The following is a 17,253-nucleotide window of genomic DNA, read 5'->3' as shown; positions in this document are numbered from 1 at the left end:
CCAAACCTGCATCAGTCGCCGAGATTGTAGTACGCCGGTCCAGGCGCCTTTGCAAGCACCATAATAGTGGTCCTGACCGACGTGGAATATGGGCCGCACCTCGGGTGTGGATTGTGCAGACTCATCATTCGTCGGCGATTGCAAGCATGCATCCTCGCCAACCCGCACGTTTTACAGCGGCTGCTACCAGGGCAGGTTCAGTCCAAGAGTCAGAGCGTTATGGAGTATGAATGGCCCCCGCACATCAAGTTCGGCCAACGATCGGCGATGATAGAAGCGAACATAGCCCTCCTGGCCGATGTTTGCTATCGCGCCTGCTAAGTATAGCTGCTGTAACTGCTCATCGATGGATGCTTCAGCCTCGCTGGAAGCGGAGCGGATAAGCGTCGAGTAGTCCTCCCGCGTGAATTGCCGCTGAGGCAGCCGGGAGAGCAAGCCAACTGTGGTTTGCCCAGTTTGGCCGGGAATCATCCCAACCACTTCGTTGGCTATCTCGCCGGTGAAATAGTTCTTGCAGTACGCATTAACACCCGCTCGTACGCGGCCGATGTCCAGTTCCTGTTGTTCGTAAAGGTCTCGCTGGATGTTCTTCATCAGCATGATCATGTCGCGAGGGGTTCCTCTGGTCAGCTCCATAAGGTACCGGTGCATTTCAATCTGCCTTGCATTTCTACGCTGTCCTACCTCCATGTACGCAGGGAAGTAGCTGTCGACCAGGTAGTCGACCTTCGTCTTCCGCGTTGCCGAGGCTTTCCGTTCGAGAAGATCCCACAGCGAGGAGTCCTCTGGTGTGTCGAGACCATACGCCCAGTCGAGCTCGACGCCCCAGACCTGACGGATTTTGTTGGAGTCCGGGATAGGGATCTTCAGGAAAACGTCGCTGCGGCAGAGCAGGCAGATTCGGACCGGCGATGCAGCTTCCCGTAGCCGGCGATGCGCAGCGGTGCATGAGCGCAGTAGTCCCGCGAGCTGCCGCCAATAGGCATCGGTGCCGATTTCTGCGCTGTCCAAACCGTCCAAAGCAACTAGGTGGAGATTGTCGGTGCGGGCGTCGCATACTATTTGGACAAGAAGGTCACGCAGTTGAATCAGGTTAACCTGGCGTGCTCCACTACTCTCAGTAGAGTATTCGTAAACCTTAGGTGCGGTAAACTTGTGTTGCTTTCGCCGAACTTCCTTGAGCACGCTACGAAAATCACCGGAGGCCAGGCCGGTTGAGCGGAGGTCTCGATGCAATTGCACAATGTCGGGATCGCCCTGGGTGGACGCACTCTCGTCCTTCATCAGCGAGTCGAACAATCGGCACCACAGCCATGTTGACCAGGCGATCTCGGTGAGTTCACTACCGGACTTCGAGATCTCCGTATCAGACTGCAACGCCCCGCGGAGCTCACCGATATCCTCACGATGCACGAACTCTCTGTGCTGATCGCCTTGAGAGAGCCGAAGGTACTCGATGTAGCTCGACTTGCCGACCCCCTTGGGACCAATGAGAAGGTAGGCGTCTCCCTCTCTCACTAGTCTCACGGCATCCCGCACGTCCACAAAGCTCTTGAGGAAAAGGTCCGGTCTCTTCAGGGCTTCGTCCTCGGCAGCAGCCTCTCCGAAGTAGAGGCTTTTGAAGGGGGGCCTGTGGTTCGGCAATTGTCCTCCGTACATGAGTGCCTGAGTACCGCTGGTTATCATGCCAGCATGCGGACGCCTGAGCTAGGCTAGAACAGCCCCCGGTCAGCAGGTTCGTTGCTCGCCCTTCCTGGGCCGCTCAAGGCAGAACATGCTGACGCGACCGTTGGCGCTGTCTACGTCACTGTTGGGCCGATCGACTGGCGGTTCCGCGAATCTCGCTCAGCACTGACAGACTGCCCGCATGAGTACAGAGTGTGAGTGAACCTCCTGTCCCAGGCCGCCGCCGGGCCGCTGATCGGATCGGCCTGTTCGCTTCCGACCTGTCCCGTTCCAGCCGGAAACTACCGGACCCTCGCGTTGTAACGCGTGCCTCACCGCGCTTGCGTCGGCGGTATTGGTGCAACTTGCTACTGGCCTTGCCTTCGTATTCGAACCCGCCCGCGAACTGAGTAGGCCAGCGCCACCAGGCAACTCTTGATTTTGCGGCTCAGCGCGGCGGCCATCTGCATCGATTGTGTGGGGCGCGACGACCGTCATCCCAAACTGAGCTGACCGGGTCGGACCTGGGATCTCGTCCAACCTGATCCGTCTCCACCGGGAGCCGCCCGTGCCCGTCTCGACCACCCGTGCCAACGCCGTGCTTGCCGCCGGCGTACTGGGCGCTACGTTGCTGCAGGCTGCACCTGCCCACACGAACACTCTGGCGAACTGCACGCCAATCCCTCCCGCGAACTGCCGAACTCTCGGCTCAGCGCGGCGGCGTACTGCACCGACGGAGAATGGCTCGCAGTGCACGACGATCAGGCGGACGGGTACAGCGCTCGCGCGAGCATCCAGCTCTACCAGAGCAGCGTCGGCTCCTGGTACGACGCGCACGAGTGCTTCGACGACACGACGACGGCCAACTACCAGGGCTGGACCTTCTGCAACTTCTCGGTCGCGGACGGGACGCTGGTGCGCATCCGGATGGGTCGCAGCCCAACGGCGTCGACTCGCACCCGGTCAGGCTCCTTCACCACCTGACCCGCAGTCGGTCGGTGCCGTTGAGCGCAGCGCTGCGGCCAAGTTCTTGACGTCGGCTGGAGATGACCAGAGTGTGACGGAGAGCGCTCTATCTCCTACTCGCCCGAGGAGCACACCATGCGTTTGAGCGAACCACCTCGTCGCAGCTGGACGCGCCGCGCGCTGCTCGCCGCCGTGCCGGTCACCCTGGTGCTGACCGTCGCCCCGGTCAGCTCCAGCGGCGTACCGCCCGCAACCGGCGGCGCCCCGGCCAGCAGCGTGTCCGCTGGCAGCGCCTCGACCGCCGGCGCCGCGGCGTACGCGACCGACCAGGCGGGCCGGACCCTGATCCGCAACACCGGCCAGGCCTATCTCAAGGCCGGATTGCCGGTGCGGTACCGGGTCGAGGACCTGCTGCGCCGGATGACCTTGGAGGAGAAGGTCGGTCAGATGGCGCAGGCGGAGCGCGCCGCCGTCACCGACAATCCCTCGCAGATCACCAGCTTGCGGCTCGGTTCGCTGCTGTCCGGCGGCGGCTCGGTCCCGACTCCGAACACCCCGCAGGCCTGGGCCGACATGGTGGACCGCTTCCAGTCCTACGCCCTCCAGACCCGCCTGCAGATCCCGCTCCTGTACGGCGTCGACGCCGTGCACGGGCACGCGAACTTGCTCGGGGCAACGGTCTTCCCGCACAACATCGGACTCGGCTCGACCAGGGATCCCCAGCTGGTCGAGCGGATCGCGCACGTCGTCGCCAAGGAGACCCGCGCCACCGGGCCGCAGTGGAACTTCGCGCCCTGCGTCTGCGTGGCCCGCGACACCCGGTGGGGACGCACGTACGAGAGCTTCTCCGAGCACCCCGGCCTGGTCACGCGGTTCGCCTCCAGCATCGAGGGGTTCCAGGGCCGGCACACCAGCGACCTCAAGGACGCCGACCGGGTGCTCGCCAGTACGAAGCACTACGCGGGTGACGGCGACACCGAGTTCGGCTCGGCCGCCGGCGACTACACGATCGACCAGGGCGTGACGGTGACGAACCGCCGCGACTTCGCCCGGATCGACCTGGCGCCGTACGTGCCCGCCGTACGCCGGTACGACACCGGCACCGTGATGCCGTCGTTCTCCAGCGTCGACTGGACCGAGGACGGCATCGGCAACCCGATCAAGATGCACGCCAACCGGGAGCTGATCACCGGCGTACTCAAGGGCCGGCTCGGGTTCGACGGGTTCGTCATCTCCGACTGGGAGGGCATCCACCAGTTGCCGGGGGACTGGCCGACCCAGGTCCGCACCGGGGTCAACGCGGGGATCGACATGTTCATGGAGCCGAACTCGTCACCGGCCTTCATCACGACGTTGCTCGAGGAGGTCCGGGCCGGGCGCGTCTCGCAGGCGCGCGTCGACGACGCGGTCCGGCGGATCCTGACCAAGAAGTTCCAGCTCGGCCTGTTCGAGCGCCCCTACACGAACCGGACCCACCTGGCCGACGTCGGATCGGCCGAGCACCGCGCGCTCGCACGGGAGGCCGTCGCCAGGTCCCAGGTCCTGCTGAAGAACTCGGGCGGTCTGCTGCCGCTGAAGAAGAACGCCAAGGTGTACGTCGCCGGCCGCAACGCCGACGACATCGGCAACCAGGCCGGCGGCTGGACCCTCAGCTGGCAGGGTGCGCCGGGTCGCGACCGGCTGCCCGGCAACACGATCCTGGAAGGCATCCAGCAGGTCGCTCCCGGAGCTCAGATCACCTACAGCAGGGACGGTTCCGCCCCGACGGCCGGCAGCGACGTCGCTGTCGTCGCGGTCGGCGAGACGCCGTACGCCGAAGGCTTCGGTGACGTCGGCGGTCCGGCCTGGGCCTGGGACCCCGAGGACGCCGGCGTACCGCGCGAGCCGAAGAGTCTCGACCTGCAGCCGGGGGACCGAGCCGTGGTGGACAAGGTCTGCAGCGCTGTCGCGAAGTGCGTCGTGCTGGTGGTGTCCGGCCGGCCGCAGGTGATCCCGCCGGCGCAGCTCGGCAAGATCGATGCCCTGGTGGCGTCGTGGTTGCCGGGCTCGCAGGGTGAGGGCGTCGCCGACGTGCTGTTCGGCAGGCGCCCGTTCACCGGCAAGCTGTCGCACACCTGGCCACGCTCGGCCGACCAGGAACCGATCAACGTCGGCGACCGCAACTACAACCCGCTCTACCCGTTCGGTTGGGGCCTGCGAACCCACACGCACCGCTGACTGTGTGGCAGGGCTGGTCTTCGCTCGGATCAGCCCTGCCGCCGACCTCGGGCATGTCTGCCGGTTCCCCCGCCAACCGCGCGGAGCTGGGAGACGCGCCGGCGACGCTCGGCGTCAGGCCGAGGATGCGGCGACGGCCCGCGGACCGTGGCGCTGACCGTCGGCGACGGCCGCTCTAGTGCCCGAACGTATCGGAGTCCGCTGGGGTGGACCCGGTGCCGTCGAGTGCGGACAACGTGGCCATCTGGTCGTCGGTGAGCTCGAAGTCGAAGACGGCGAGGTTCTGCGCTTGGCGCTCGGGGTTGGACGACTTGGGGATCGGGACGACATCCAGCTGCACCTCCCAGCGCAGTACGACCTGGGCCGGCGTCTTGCCGTGCTCTTCGGCGATCCGGACGACGTCGGGGCGGTCCAGCAGGTCGCTGCCCTTGCCCAGCGGGCTCCAGGCCTCGGTCACGATGTTGTGCCGGGCGTGGAACTCACGGTCCTGCTGCTTGGCCCAGATCGGGCTCAGCTGGATCTGGTCGACCTCCGGCGCAACGCCGGTCTCGTCGATCAGGCGCTGGAGGTGGGCCGGCTTGAAGTTCGACGTACCGATCGCGCGGACCAGCCCGGCCTCGCGCAGCTCGATCAGCCCGCGCCAGGCGTCGACGTACTGGTCCTGGTCCGGGTTCGGCCAGTGGATGAGCAGGAGGTCGAGGTAGTCGAGCCCCAGCCTCTCCGCGCTCGCCTCGAACGCCGTCCGGACGCCGTCGACGCTGTGCCAGCGCTTGTTGAACTTCGAGGTCACGAACAGCTCGTCGCGCGGCGCACCCTTCAGTGCCCGGCCGACGCCGACCTCGTTGTGGTAGTTCTCCGCGGTGTCGATCAGCCGGTAGCCCAAGTCGAGGGCCCGGCCGACGGCACGCTCGGCGTCGTCGTCGGTCATCCGCGCGGTGCCGAGGCCCAGCCGCGGCAGGGCGGTTCCGTGACTCAACGTGACGGTCGGAACAGGACTCATCGAAACATCTCTCCTCGACTGTCGGCTGCGTGCCACGGTATCCACCCGCCAGGCCGAGAAACTGTCGGCTTGCTGGGTGATGATGAGTTCGGGTCTTCGAGGCAGGCCCTGCGGACGCGAGGGGGTTGGGCTTGAAGAACCGACTGATCACGCTGGTCGACCTCGGCCTGGACAGCTCGTTCGACGCGTCGATGACGTTCGTCCAGGGCATCGTCGGCAACGTCAACGCCGGCTGGAACGACCCGATCATCGACGTGAACTTCGTCCGCACCCGCGACCACGAGACGGCGTTCTCGGCGCTCACCACCCCGTCGACCGTGCTGCACGTGATGGCGCACGGTGACCACAGCGAGGAGCCGTCGTTCCTGTCCGCCGACGGTCAGACCCAGGTGTCGCTGAGCGCGCTCGCCGACTGGTTCCTCGACCGGCAGTGGGGCATCGCGAGCGGCGTGGTCATCGCCGACGGCTGCAAGACCGGCATCGGCAAGTGGCAGCGGGCGATCCGCGACTGTCTGCAGGACGACATCACCTACATCGGCACCAGCACGGTCGTCGGCTGGTACGAGGCGACCGTCTTCTGTTCGGCCTTCTACGGCGCCCTGATCCGCAACCGCGGCCTCGGCAAGAGCCCGGCCGAGCAGGGCTGGGACGCCGCCAACCGTGCGATCAGCGCCTACGAGACCCTGACCGACGCCCGCTGCCCCTACAAGCCGGTCCTGCTCACGCCGTCGCGTCGAGCTCTCCGCTCCTTCACCGGCTGACGTAGCCCGCATCCCCACGTCCTGCCCCCATGGCGGCCAGAGCCTGCGTTCGGGGCCGATCGTCGGCCGGAGGGGTCCAGGCGTCAGTCCGAGAAGCTGCCGCTCAGGTTCGCGGTGTTGCTGGTGCCGCCGGAACTCGCGCCGCTGGTCTGCGTCACCAACTTGCCGTTCACCGTGGCAGTCGCAGTCAACGTCCCACCCCGATGCTGCATCGCCAGTTCCCATCCATGCCGCCCCGTCCCGTACGGCACCGCAACCGTCTTCCGCCAGGGCAGCTTCACCGCCTTCTCCTGGCTGACCTTCCCGTCGAGGGTGAATGTGAGGCCGACGCTGGCCGTCCCGGTCACTTCGAGCACCATCACATGCTGTTTCGGCGCGGCGCTTGCTGAGGCCGTCGAACTGGCCTCGAACGGACCGGCCTCCGACGGACTCGAACCTGCCGGCGTCGTACCGGCTGGTGTGCCGGATTCCCCGCACGCGGTGAGGAGCCCCATGGCCAGCAGTGCAGCCGCAAGTCTTCGACTCATGGTGACCAGTCAACCGCCGAATGGTGCAGCCACCAACTGAAGACAGCTTCCTGCCACCGCTCGTGCCGAGCGTCAGCCGTCTCAAGGAGTAATCGCCGACACGCAGAGCAGTCGCTACGGTGCGTCTACCGTGTGAGACTTTCTGTGCCTCTGACCGACCGTACAGAACCAACAGCGGGGACTCCGACCAGCCGGCTCGCCGGCCGTAGCCGCGTTGAAGGAATTCCCGGATGAAGCTCGACAAGATCACGCTCCTGCTGGCCGCCTTGGTGGTCGCATTTCTGTACCTGTTGGCGCTCGTGCTCAACCTGCCGGGTTGGCTCGCCGTCATGGTCTCCGTCCTTCTGCTGATCGCCGTAGCCCTGCTGTACAAAGAACCTGTCACCAAGCCCGCCCCCGCTGCGGCGCCACCGTCACCCGCCCCACCGACGCCGGCGCGTCACTCGCACGGCCCCGACCACGACCCCGTGTTCTCCCTCCCGCCGACCCGCACCATCGCCGACGTACGGCTCCCTTCGGCGTCGCCGGACTTCCAGTTCAGCTTCTCCGCGGTTGTCCACTGGTCGACCGTGCTGTCCGGCTCCCGGCACGCCGACCTCGGCAGCGTCGCGGTCGACGCCCTCCTGAACCGGGCCAAGGCGCTCACTGCCGGTCAGCAACCGACCGAGCAAGCCCTCAACCAGCATCGCCTCGCCGCCCTGCTCGGCGAACCCGACCTCGACGACCGCGGCCAGGTCCGGACCTGGGCCACCGAGGTCCGCCTCCGCCTCCCGGACGCCGACAGCAAACACCTCCAGGTCCTCGCCGCCCTGCACCGCCGCGAGCAGACCACTCTGCTGGAACGCCGGATGGAACGCGACGAACGCGCCTACCTCCGCGACGAGGTCCTGGCCACGCCCGGTTCCGCCGCCGTCTGGTGGCTGGTCAACAACCCCGGCCAGGTCGAGAAGGCCGTCGAACTCCTGGAGACCCTCTCCCAGCTGTCCGCGATGGCCAACAACGACGAACTCCCGTCCGAACACCCCAGCCTGACCACCGGCGACAGCTCCATCGCCGAACTGGCCACCACCCTCAACCACCACACCACCCCCTCCACCGACCACGCCGCGGACCACCCCAACGGCACCTACCGCGAACAGTTTTTCGCCGACAAACCATCAACCGCCGACCAAGGCTGATCGCTCCCAAGGTGGTCGCCTGACAGGCGCGGCCGTCCGTCGTGACCTATCGGTCGACCGCCGGCGGCTGATTGCCAACGACAAGGAACTGCGGCTGGTGTAGTCCGGTGAAGCCGTTGCCAGGCAGGGATGGCGACGGCTTCACCGGAGTCAGGGGTCGAGCCAGTGGATGGTGGTGGCGCCATGGTGGCCGTGGATGCTGAGGAGGGCGGGAATACCGTCCTGCCAGACGGTTGTGGTGGGGTATTGGCCGCACCAGCGCAGGGCGACGGTGCCGTCGGACCACTCGATGCCTTCGGCCACGACGCCGGTTCCGCTGATGCCGGAGACGTCGACGTGGCGGACGAGTTGGAAGCGTCGGGCTTTGCTCTTGGTCCGGACCCTCAGGTAGCGGCGTCGGATCAAGGTGGCGGCGGCTTGGCCGGGCGTCTCGTTCATGCGCCAAGTCAACGCGCCGCGGTTCCGGCCCACCATGAACCGAACCGGTATCCACAGGGAACAGATTGGGCACTCCGCAGAGGCGCGATCCTCATACATTTCTTGGCAGAGAGTGTCCGACTGCGAAGGAGTGAGCCGAATGACAGTCATCGACGAGTGGACCGGCAGGCACGCGCACGCCCTGCGGGCAGCGCTCCGGCTGACCAACGAGGCGTTCGCCGAGTACCTCGGAGTGGCACCGCGCACGATCTCCAAGTGGCGGGAGCGGCCCGAGATGGTGCCCAGCCCGCATCTGCAGGAAGCTCTCGACACCGCGCTCGCGAGGGCACCGGCCGAGGCGCTCACCCGGTTCGCGGCCAATCTCGGGGAGCCCGAGCAGCGCGTCACCCTCGACCAGGCGGCCCTCGGTCAGCTCAACGCGGCGGTGACGGATCTGGCCCGGCTACTGTCCCGGATCGAGTTCGCAGGGTTTGAGGTGGCCGGGATCGAGCAGTCTTCGAGACAGTGAGCACGGCGTACGGAAGGAGCTGGGGATGCGGCGACGGCTGGTGAACTCGTCGAGTGTGCGGTCGGTCGGATGGAAGGACGACACCCTCGAGGTGGAGTACGTGAACGGATCGGTCTACCAGTACTTCGAGGTCCCGCAGTTCACGTTCGCCGGGCTGCTGGCGGCCGAGAGCATCGGGCAGTTCGTGAACACGCGGATCAAGCCGTACTACGAGTTCCGCGAGCTCTGAGGTCGCCGACGAGCCGGCTCGTACCGCTGGGGTTTTCGCAACGTCGCAGGCGGGCACCAGATGAACGATCCACGGGGGTGCGCTCAGCCAGGAGGTGGACATGCGCACTCGTAGAGCCTCTACGACCGGTTCCCGCGTCATCACGATCGTCGTACTGGTATGGCTGTTGATCGGTCTCGCCGCCGCAGCGCAGCGAAACTACTTCGGAGGTTCTGATGCCACCTGCGCGAAGGTGGGGACCACGTTGGTCACCATCGTCGCCGGGCCGCTGAACTACATCGGCGCCAACCCGAAGGTGGACTGCGAAGCTCCGCAGCCGTCCAAGTGACGTCACGGGAACCTCAGCACTGAGCACGCACCGGCCACGGATACCTCGGTAACCGTGGCCGGTGCTCGCGAGCCCGTTGCGGCATGCTCCGAAGCAGCCAACGGGCAGGAGTTGGCTGTGGGTGCCTAGACCGACGTACTCCATGACCAGATTGCCGCCGAGCTCGAGCACTTCGCGGTGCCGGGCATCAGCTGGGCGGTGATCGACAGCGGCGAGATCGTTGCGACCGGCGGAGCGGGAGTCGTCAAGTCCGGTGGCACGGCCGCGATGTCGCCGTGCATGCTCTTGCAAGCGTGCTCGATCAGCAAACCGGTCGAGCTCTTCGCGATGGCGCTGGTCGACCGAGGTCTGCTCGATCTCGATGAGAACGTGAACCGGCGGCTGACCTCGTGGCGGGTCCCACCGGCCGGCAGCTGGCAGCTAGTGGTGACGTTGCGCCAACTGGCAACTCACAGCGCCGGCCTCACCGTCCATGATTCCCCGGGCTACCCGCATGATGCGGTACTGCCGACCGTCGCGCAGATCCCCGCCGGAGTACGCCCCGCGCACACCTTCGGCGTACGTGTCGGCACTGTGCCGGGGGTGCAGTTCCGGTACTCCGGCGGCGGGACGATCGTGGCTGCAGCAACTCCTGGAGGACGTCACCGGTACGCCGTTCCGGCAGCTGGCGCGCGCTTGTCCTCGATCCGCTGGAGATGTCGGACAGCGACTACGCCCAGCCGTTGCCCGTCGAACGGAAAGACCAGGCCGCAACCGCCCATGACGAAGCGAGACGGCCCGTCGAAGGTCGATGGCACATCTATCCAGAGCTGGCCGCGGCCGGGTTGTGGACGACGCCGACGGATCTCTGCAAGTTCGCCTGGCTGTCCAGGCGGCGTACGCCGATGCGGATGGCGCACTGTTGTCGCCCGCCTCGGGTCGAGCGCTGCTGACGCCGCAGATCCCGGCGAGCGAGCGGATCGGCGGGCTGGATCATCTCGGGCTCGGATTGTTGCTCGGCGCGGATGGGGTGCGCTTCGGGCACAGTGGCGGGAAGCTCGGGTTCGAGTGTCACCTTCTGATCGACCGCGAGGCCGGTACGGGGGCCGCGGTGATGACGAACGGCGAGAACGGCATGCGGGTGATCCAGCTGGCGTCGACTGCAGGGCGGACTCCTACGGCTGGGACCACTCCGAACCGGTGGAGGAGCGCGAGCCTCCTGAGGAGTTGGTGCTGGATGGGCTCGTGGGGGAGCTATCGGCTGCGGGAGGGCTGCGACTTTGACGTCACCTGCGCCGGCGGCTGACTGGCGGTCACGTTCGCACGCCAGCAGCCGATGACGTTTCACTGAAGGATCGCCAGACCTTCGGGACACCGGTAGCGGAGGCCGTACTGCGGATCGAGGGCGGCGACTGCTCTTCGCGCAGAACGGTGCCGAGGCCGGGAGCGTGCGGCTCAGCTCAGTCACCGAGTTGGACTGGCCCGGGAATAGCTCGCGGCAGGGGAGGGTTACACCTGATGCCGCCCGGTACATGACCCCCGGGCCTCACACTCAGCCGCTACGAGCGGCCACTCGCCGAGAGGCGTCTGCTGGGCGGTGCGGTACTCGGTGGGGTGGGGGACGAGCGATCGTCCCTCACCCCACCGCCGTCTCACTCGGACTTGTGTCCTTGAACGAGTGGGGCATCATGGAAGTGGAGCTCGCGGAGACGCGAGTGCCGGCCCTGCGGAGACGCGGGTGACTGCTGTGACCAGAGGGACGACGCCGGCTTCGCGACGGTACGGCCGAGGGGTGCACTGCAGGGTTCCGGACCAGGTCCAGACCCCGATTTGCATCTTCACCGCGAATGTCAGTAATGTTCTTCTTGTTGGAGCGAGTGCGGGACGCGAAAGCGGCCGGACGCTCCGACAAACTCCCTGAAGGTCCTAGGAGCCGAAACACGCCCCAAGCGGGTTTCGGTCACTGAGACACGCAGAGAGACTGGGACGAAAGAGGCCGATTTGACCGGCCCCGGACGAAACAGTAAAGTTAGACGAGTTGCCCCGGAGCTTCGAGCGAAAGCAAGAAGCGCGGTGTGCGCCCGATTCTTGAGAACTCAACAGCGTGCCGAAAGTCAATGCCGAAATATGCATTAACCCCGTACACAGGCATTGGATGACTCTCCTACCCCTGGTCTCTCCGAGATTTTGGGTGCTGGGTTGTCTGTTGTCTGTGACGGATTCCTTTGAAAACATTGATTCAAGTCAGTTTGATTGTTTCTGATTCGAAGGATCTACTCAAAGTAGTCTGTTTTCCACGGCTTTTGTTGTGGTTGACATATAGATTTCAACGGAGAGTTTGATCCTGGCTCAGGACGAACGCTGGCGGCGTGCTTAACACATGCAAGTCGAGCGGTAAGGCCCCTTCGGGGGTACACGAGCGGCGAACGGGTGAGTAACACGTGAGCAACCTACCCTCAACTCTGGGATAAGCCTCGGAAACGGGGTCTAATACCGGATATCACCTCTTACTTCATGGTTTGGGGTTGAAAGTTCTGGCGGTTGGGGATGGGCTCGCGGCCTATCAGCTTGTTGGTGGGGTAATGGCCTACCAAGGCGTCGACGGGTAGCCGGCCTGAGAGGGCGACCGGCCACACTGGGACTGAGACACGGCCCAGACTCCTACGGGAGGCAGCAGTGGGGAATATTGCGCAATGGGCGAAAGCCTGACGCAGCAACGCCGCGTGAGGGATGACGGCCTTCGGGTTGTAAACCTCTTTCAGCAGGGACGAAGCGAGAGTGACGGTACCTGCAGAAGAAGGACCGGCCAACTACGTGCCAGCAGCCGCGGTAATACGTAGGGTCCGAGCGTTGTCCGGAATTATTGGGCGTAAAGGGCTCGTAGGCGGTTCGTCACGTCGGGAGTGAAAACTCGGAGCTTAACTCCGAGCCTGCTTCCGATACGGGCAGACTAGAGGTAGGCAGGGGAGAGCGGAACTCCTGGTGTAGCGGTGGAATGCGCAGATATCAGGAAGAACACCGGTGGCGAAGGCGGCTCTCTGGGCCTTACCTGACGCTGAGGAGCGAAAGCGTGGGTAGCGAACAGGATTAGATACCCTGGTAGTCCACGCCGTAAACGTTGGGCGCTAGGTGTGGGGGACATTCCACGTCCTCCGTGCCGCAGCTAACGCATTAAGCGCCCCGCCTGGGGAGTACGGCCGCAAGGCTAAAACTCAAAGGAATTGACGGGGGCCCGCACAAGCGGCGGAGCATGCGGATTAATTCGATGCAACGCGAAGAACCTTACTGGTTTGACATAATAGGGAAATCCTCCAGAGATGGGGGGTCCGTAAGGGTCCTATACAGGTGGTGCATGGCTGTCGTCAGCTCGTGTCGTGAGATGTTGGGTTAAGTCCCGCAACGAGCGCAACCCTCGTCCTATGTTGCCAGCACGTTATGGTGGGGACTCATAGGAGACTGCCGGGGTCAACTCGGAGGAAGGTGGGGATGACGTCAAGTCATCATGCCCCTTATGTCCAGGGCTTCACGCATGCTACAATGGCCGGTACAAAGGGCTGCGAAACTGCAAAGTGGAGCGAATCCCAAAAAGCCGGTCTCAGTGCGGAGTGGGGTCTGCAACTCGACCCCATGAAGTCGGAGTCGCTAGTAATCGCAGATCAGCAACGCTGCGGTGAATACGTTCCCGGGCCTTGTACACACCGCCCGTCACGTCATGAAAGTCGGCAACACCCGAAGCCGGTGGCCTAACCCTTGTGGAGGGAGCCGTCGAAGGTGGGGCTGGCGATTAGGACGAAGTCGTAACAAGGTAGCCGTACCGGAAGGTGCGGCTGGATCACCTCCTTTCTAAGGAGCACTTGGCAGCCATGGCCCGCGAGGGTGTGGTTGTCTACTCATCGTTTCTCAGGCGTCTGTCCTGGGGCGATGGTGCTTCGGACTGTGGAACATTGACCATTAGATGTGCAGCGATGGCCGGCTGGTTAGTACTACCTCTTCTTTGTGATGGGGTGTGGAACGCTGGTTGGTCGGAGTGAATCGTCGAGGCGCGCTGTTGGGTCCTGAGGAATCGGGCCGTCCTGGTGACAGGTTGGTTTGGTTTCTTTGGGTCACTGTCCCACCCGGGATGTGTTGTGGGTGGGGGTGTGGCTGGGGCCGGTCTTCATCAAACCGCTGGTGATGGTGTTTCTGCTGGGTGTTGTTGCCCTGGTGGGGATGGTGTCCGAGGTAGGTGGTGGTTGTGGCTGGTGTTCCTGCCCGTATTTTGAGAACTGTATAGTGGACGCGAGCATCTTTGTAGCAAATGTATTGTTCTTATGTTGTGTGACAAGCTACTAAGGGCAATCGGTGGATGTCTAGGCACCAAGAGCCGATGAAGGACGTAGGAGCCTGCGATAAGCCCCGGGGAGTTGGCAACCAAGCTGTGATCCGGGGGTGTCCGAATGGGGAAACCCAGCTGGCACTCTAAAGCCAGTTACCAGTTCCTGAACACATAGGGTTCTGGAGGGAACGCGGGGAAGTGAAACATCTCAGTACCCGCAGGAAGAGAAAACAAAAGTGATTCCGTGAGTAGTGGCGAGCGAAAGCGGATGAGGCTAAACCATGTGCGTGTGATAGCCGGCGTGCGTTGCGTATGTGGGGTTGTGGGAGCATTCAGACTCTAATGCCGTGGAGTCAGGGAGTTATAAATCACTGTTGAAGTCGAATCTTCTGGAATGTTGAGCCGTAGTGGGTAATGGCCCCGTAGGCGTAAGACAGTGACTTCCGAGTGTTTTCCCGAGTAGCACGGGACTCTTGAAATCCCGTGTGAATCTGGCGGGACCACCCGCTAAGCCTAAATACTTCTTGGTGACCGATAGCGGACTAGTACCGTGAGGGAAAGATGAAAAGTACCCCGGGAGGGGAGTGAAATAGTACCTGAAACCGATTGCCTACAATCCGTCGGAGCGCTCACTTGTGGGTGTGACGGCGTGCCTTTTGAAGAATGAGCCTGCGAGTTAGTGGTATGTGGCGAGGTTAACCCGTGTGGGGTAGCCGTAGCGAAAGCGAGTCTGAATAGGGCGTTTGAGTCGCATGCTCTAGACCCGAAGCGGAGTGATCTATCCATGGGCAGGTTGAAGCGCGGGTAAGACCGCGTGGAGGACCGAACCCACCAGGGTTGAAAACCTGGGGGATGACCTGTGGATAGGGGTGAAAGGCCAATCAAACTCCGTGATAGCTGGTTCTCCCCGAAATGCATATAGGTGCAGCGTCGCGTGTTTCTTACCGGAGGTAGAGCACTGGATGGTCTAGGGGGCTTACCGGCTTACCGAAATCAGCCAAACTCCGAATGCCGGTAAGTGAGAGCGCGGCAGTGAGACTGCGGGGGATAAGCTCCGTAGTCGAGAGGGAAACAGCCCAGATCACCAGCTAAGGCCCCTAAGCGATTGCTAAGTGGAAAAGGATGTGGAGTTGCCCAGACAACCAGGAGGTTGGCTTAGAAGCAGCCACCCTTGAAAGAGTGCGTAATAGCTCACTGGTCAAGTGATTCCGCGCCGACAATGTAGCGGGGCTCAAGCAATCCGCCGAAGCTGTGGCATTCATATTTGTACTCGGCACCGACTTGATCGGTGTCCAGGTGTGTGGATGGGTAGGGGAGCGTCGTGCAGCGTGTGAAGCAGCAGAGTGATCTAGTTGTGGATGCTGCACGAGTGAGAATGCAGGCATGAGTAGCGAATGACGGGTGAGAAACCCGTCCGCCGGATGATCAAGGGTTCCAGGGTCAAGCTAATCTGCCCTGGGTAAGTCGGGACCTAAGGCGAGGCCGACAGGCGTAGTCGATGGACAACGGGTTGATATTCCCGTACCGGCATTAACACGACCCGACCGAACCTGGTGATGCTAAGACCGTGAAGCCATGATGTCTTCGGACGGATTGGTGGAGCTGTTGACCCTAACTGGTATTAGGTGCACTAAGGAGTGACGCAGGAGGGCAGTCCAACCGCGGCGATGGTAGGCGCAAGCTGATCCGCGGGCAAGGTGGTAGGGCGAGGCATAGGCAAATCCGTGTCTCATGAAGCCTGAGAGCCGAGGCGGACCCGTTTAGGGGAAGTGGATGATCCCATGCTGCCAAGAAAAACTTCGTAGTGAGTGTTAGAGCCGCCCGTACCCCAAACCGACACAGGTGATCAGGTAGAGAATACCAAGGCGATCGAGTGAACCATGGTTAAGGAACTCGGCAAAATGCCCCCGTAACTTCGGGAGAAGGGGGGCCGGATGCGTTACTCCACTTGCTGGAGGAAGCGTTGATGGCCGCAGAGACCAGGCCCAAGCGACTGTTTACTAAAAACACAGGTCCGTGCGAAGAAGTAATTCGATGTATACGGACTGACGCCTGCCCGGTGCTGGAACGTTAAGGGGACAGGTTAGCTGGTTTAGGCCGGCGAAGCTTTGAACTTAAGCGCCAGTAAACGGCGGTGGTAACTATAACCATCCTAAGGTAGCGAAATTCCTTGTCGGGTAAGTTCCGACCTGCACGAATGGCGTAACGACTTGGGCGCTGTCTCAACCATGGACTCGGCGAAATTGCATTACGAGTAAAGATGCTCGTTACGCGCAGCAGGACGGAAAGACCCCGGGACCTTTACTACAACTTGGTATTGGTGGTCGGTACAACTTGTGTAGGATAGGTGGGAGACTGTGAAACTCGGACGCCAGTTCGGGTGGAGTCATCGTTGAAATACCACTCTGGTTGTTCTGGCTGTCTAACTTCGGTCCATTATCTGGATCAGGGACAGTGCCTGGTGGGTAGTTTGACTGGGGCGGTCGCCTCCTAAAAGGTAACGGAGGCGCTCAAAGGTTCCCTCAGCCTGGTTGGCAATCAGGTGTCGAGTGTAAGTGCACAAGGGAGCTTGACTGTGAGACAGACATGTCGAGCAGGGACGAAAGTCGGAACTAGTGATCCGGCGGTGGCATGTGGGAGCACCGTCGCTCAACGGATAAAAGGTACCCCGGGGATAACAGGCTGATCATCCCCAAGAGTCCATATCGACGGGATGGTTTGGCACCTCGATGTCGGCTCGTCGCATCCTGGGGCTGGAGTAGGTCCCAAGGGTTGGGCTGTTCGCCCATTAAAGCGGCACGCGAGCTGGGTTTAGAACGTCGTGAGACAGTTCGGTCCCTATCCGCTGCGCGCGCAGGAGACTTGAGAAGGGCTGCCCCTAGTACGAGAGGACCGGGGTGGACGAACCTCTGGTGTGCCAGTTGTTCCGCCAGGAGCACGGCTGGTTGGCTACGTTCGGGAGTGATAACCGCTGAAAGCATCTAAGCGGGAAGCACGCTTCAAGATGAGGTCTCCCACCGAGTTAATCGGGTAAGGCCCCCAGTAGACCACTGGGTTGATAGGCCAGAAGTGGAAGCGCCGCAAGGTGTGGAGCTGACTGGTACTAATAGGCCGAGGGCTTGTCTCAACACCACCCCTCGGG

General features: G+C 63.1%; 12 protein-coding genes, 2 rRNA genes and 1 pseudogene. 11 read left to right on the top strand and 4 right to left on the bottom strand.

Annotated elements, in window-relative coordinates; all coding sequences use genetic code 11:
* Window positions 1-183 precede the first annotated feature (183 nt).
* On the bottom strand, window positions 184-1,644 hold the full coding sequence (locus KFLA_RS23260; RefSeq protein WP_041289457.1) for a P-loop ATPase, Sll1717 family: 1,461 nt from the start codon (window positions 1,642-1,644) through the stop codon (window positions 184-186).
* 771 nt (window positions 1,645-2,415) lie between these two features.
* On the opposite strand from KFLA_RS23260, the gene KFLA_RS23255 reads away from it, so the two are divergent.
* Window positions 2,416-2,649, top strand: coding sequence for a hypothetical protein (locus tag KFLA_RS23255; RefSeq protein WP_012922265.1), 234 nt, complete (start codon window positions 2,416-2,418; stop codon window positions 2,647-2,649).
* Between the two features lie 117 nt (window positions 2,650-2,766).
* Window positions 2,767-4,848: a glycoside hydrolase family 3 protein gene (locus KFLA_RS23250; protein ID WP_012922264.1), complete on the top strand. Its 2,082-nt coding sequence runs from the start codon at window positions 2,767-2,769 to the stop codon at window positions 4,846-4,848.
* 175 nt (window positions 4,849-5,023) lie between these two features.
* Here the strand turns inward: KFLA_RS23250 and KFLA_RS23245 are convergent, their stop codons facing one another.
* The gene (locus KFLA_RS23245) at window positions 5,024-5,848 is read right to left on the bottom strand and encodes an aldo/keto reductase (RefSeq protein ID WP_012922263.1); all 825 of its coding nucleotides are present in this window, start codon (window positions 5,846-5,848) and stop codon (window positions 5,024-5,026) included.
* 131 nt (window positions 5,849-5,979) lie between these two features.
* Here KFLA_RS23245 and KFLA_RS23240 point away from each other — a divergent pair, with 131 nt between their 5' ends.
* On the top strand, window positions 5,980-6,609 hold the full coding sequence (locus KFLA_RS23240; RefSeq protein ID WP_012922262.1) for a hypothetical protein: 630 nt from the start codon (window positions 5,980-5,982) through the stop codon (window positions 6,607-6,609).
* Between the two features lie 83 nt (window positions 6,610-6,692).
* Here the strand turns inward: KFLA_RS23240 and KFLA_RS23235 are convergent, their stop codons facing one another.
* A complete protein-coding gene (locus tag KFLA_RS23235) occupies window positions 6,693-7,103 on the bottom strand; it encodes a hypothetical protein (RefSeq protein ID WP_148256715.1) in 411 nt (136 codons plus the stop codon).
* A 263-nt stretch (window positions 7,104-7,366) separates the two neighbouring features.
* On the opposite strand from KFLA_RS23235, the gene KFLA_RS35885 reads away from it, so the two are divergent.
* A complete protein-coding gene (locus KFLA_RS35885) occupies window positions 7,367-8,314 on the top strand; it encodes a hypothetical protein (protein ID WP_012922260.1) in 948 nt (315 codons plus the stop codon).
* A 150-nt stretch (window positions 8,315-8,464) separates the two neighbouring features.
* Here KFLA_RS35885 and KFLA_RS38430 read toward each other — a convergent pair whose 3' ends face one another.
* Entirely contained in the window at window positions 8,465-8,752 is a 288-nt protein-coding gene (locus KFLA_RS38430) for a hypothetical protein (RefSeq protein WP_237706577.1), read from the bottom strand.
* Window positions 8,753-8,891: 139 nt separating this feature from the next.
* On the opposite strand from KFLA_RS38430, the gene KFLA_RS23220 reads away from it, so the two are divergent.
* From KFLA_RS23220 to KFLA_RS23195, 7 genes and pseudogenes are all read left to right on the top strand, one after another.
* Window positions 8,892-9,260 (top strand): helix-turn-helix domain-containing protein, encoded by a 369-nt coding sequence (locus KFLA_RS23220; protein ID WP_012922258.1) that lies wholly within the window; start codon window positions 8,892-8,894, stop codon window positions 9,258-9,260.
* A 25-nt stretch (window positions 9,261-9,285) separates the two neighbouring features.
* Window positions 9,286-9,489: a KTSC domain-containing protein gene (locus KFLA_RS23215; protein WP_012922257.1), complete on the top strand. Its 204-nt coding sequence runs from the start codon at window positions 9,286-9,288 to the stop codon at window positions 9,487-9,489.
* 100 nt (window positions 9,490-9,589) lie between these two features.
* A complete protein-coding gene (locus KFLA_RS23210; protein ID WP_012922256.1) occupies window positions 9,590-9,817 on the top strand; it encodes a hypothetical protein in 228 nt (75 codons plus the stop codon).
* A gap of 177 nt (window positions 9,818-9,994) precedes the next feature.
* A pseudogene (locus tag KFLA_RS39725) lies at window positions 9,995-10,426 on the top strand (serine hydrolase domain-containing protein); the annotation flags it as partial.
* A 217-nt stretch (window positions 10,427-10,643) separates the two neighbouring features.
* On the top strand, window positions 10,644-11,102 hold the full coding sequence (locus KFLA_RS38095) for a serine hydrolase (protein ID WP_049797418.1): 459 nt from the start codon (window positions 10,644-10,646) through the stop codon (window positions 11,100-11,102).
* A 1,020-nt stretch (window positions 11,103-12,122) separates the two neighbouring features.
* Window positions 12,123-13,639: ribosomal RNA gene (locus KFLA_RS23200) — 16S ribosomal RNA — on the top strand.
* 475 nt (window positions 13,640-14,114) lie between these two features.
* Window positions 14,115-17,238, top strand: a 23S ribosomal RNA gene (locus KFLA_RS23195).
* Together the 16S and 23S rRNA genes form the textbook arrangement of a ribosomal RNA operon.
* Window positions 17,239-17,253 lie beyond the last annotated feature (15 nt).

This window comes from Kribbella flavida DSM 17836, from assembly GCF_000024345.1.
Classification (GTDB): Bacteria; Actinomycetota; Actinomycetes; order Propionibacteriales; family Kribbellaceae; genus Kribbella; species Kribbella flavida.
The sequence above is the reverse complement of the archived record's forward strand: the minus strand, read 5'-3'. Positions and strand labels throughout refer to the sequence as shown.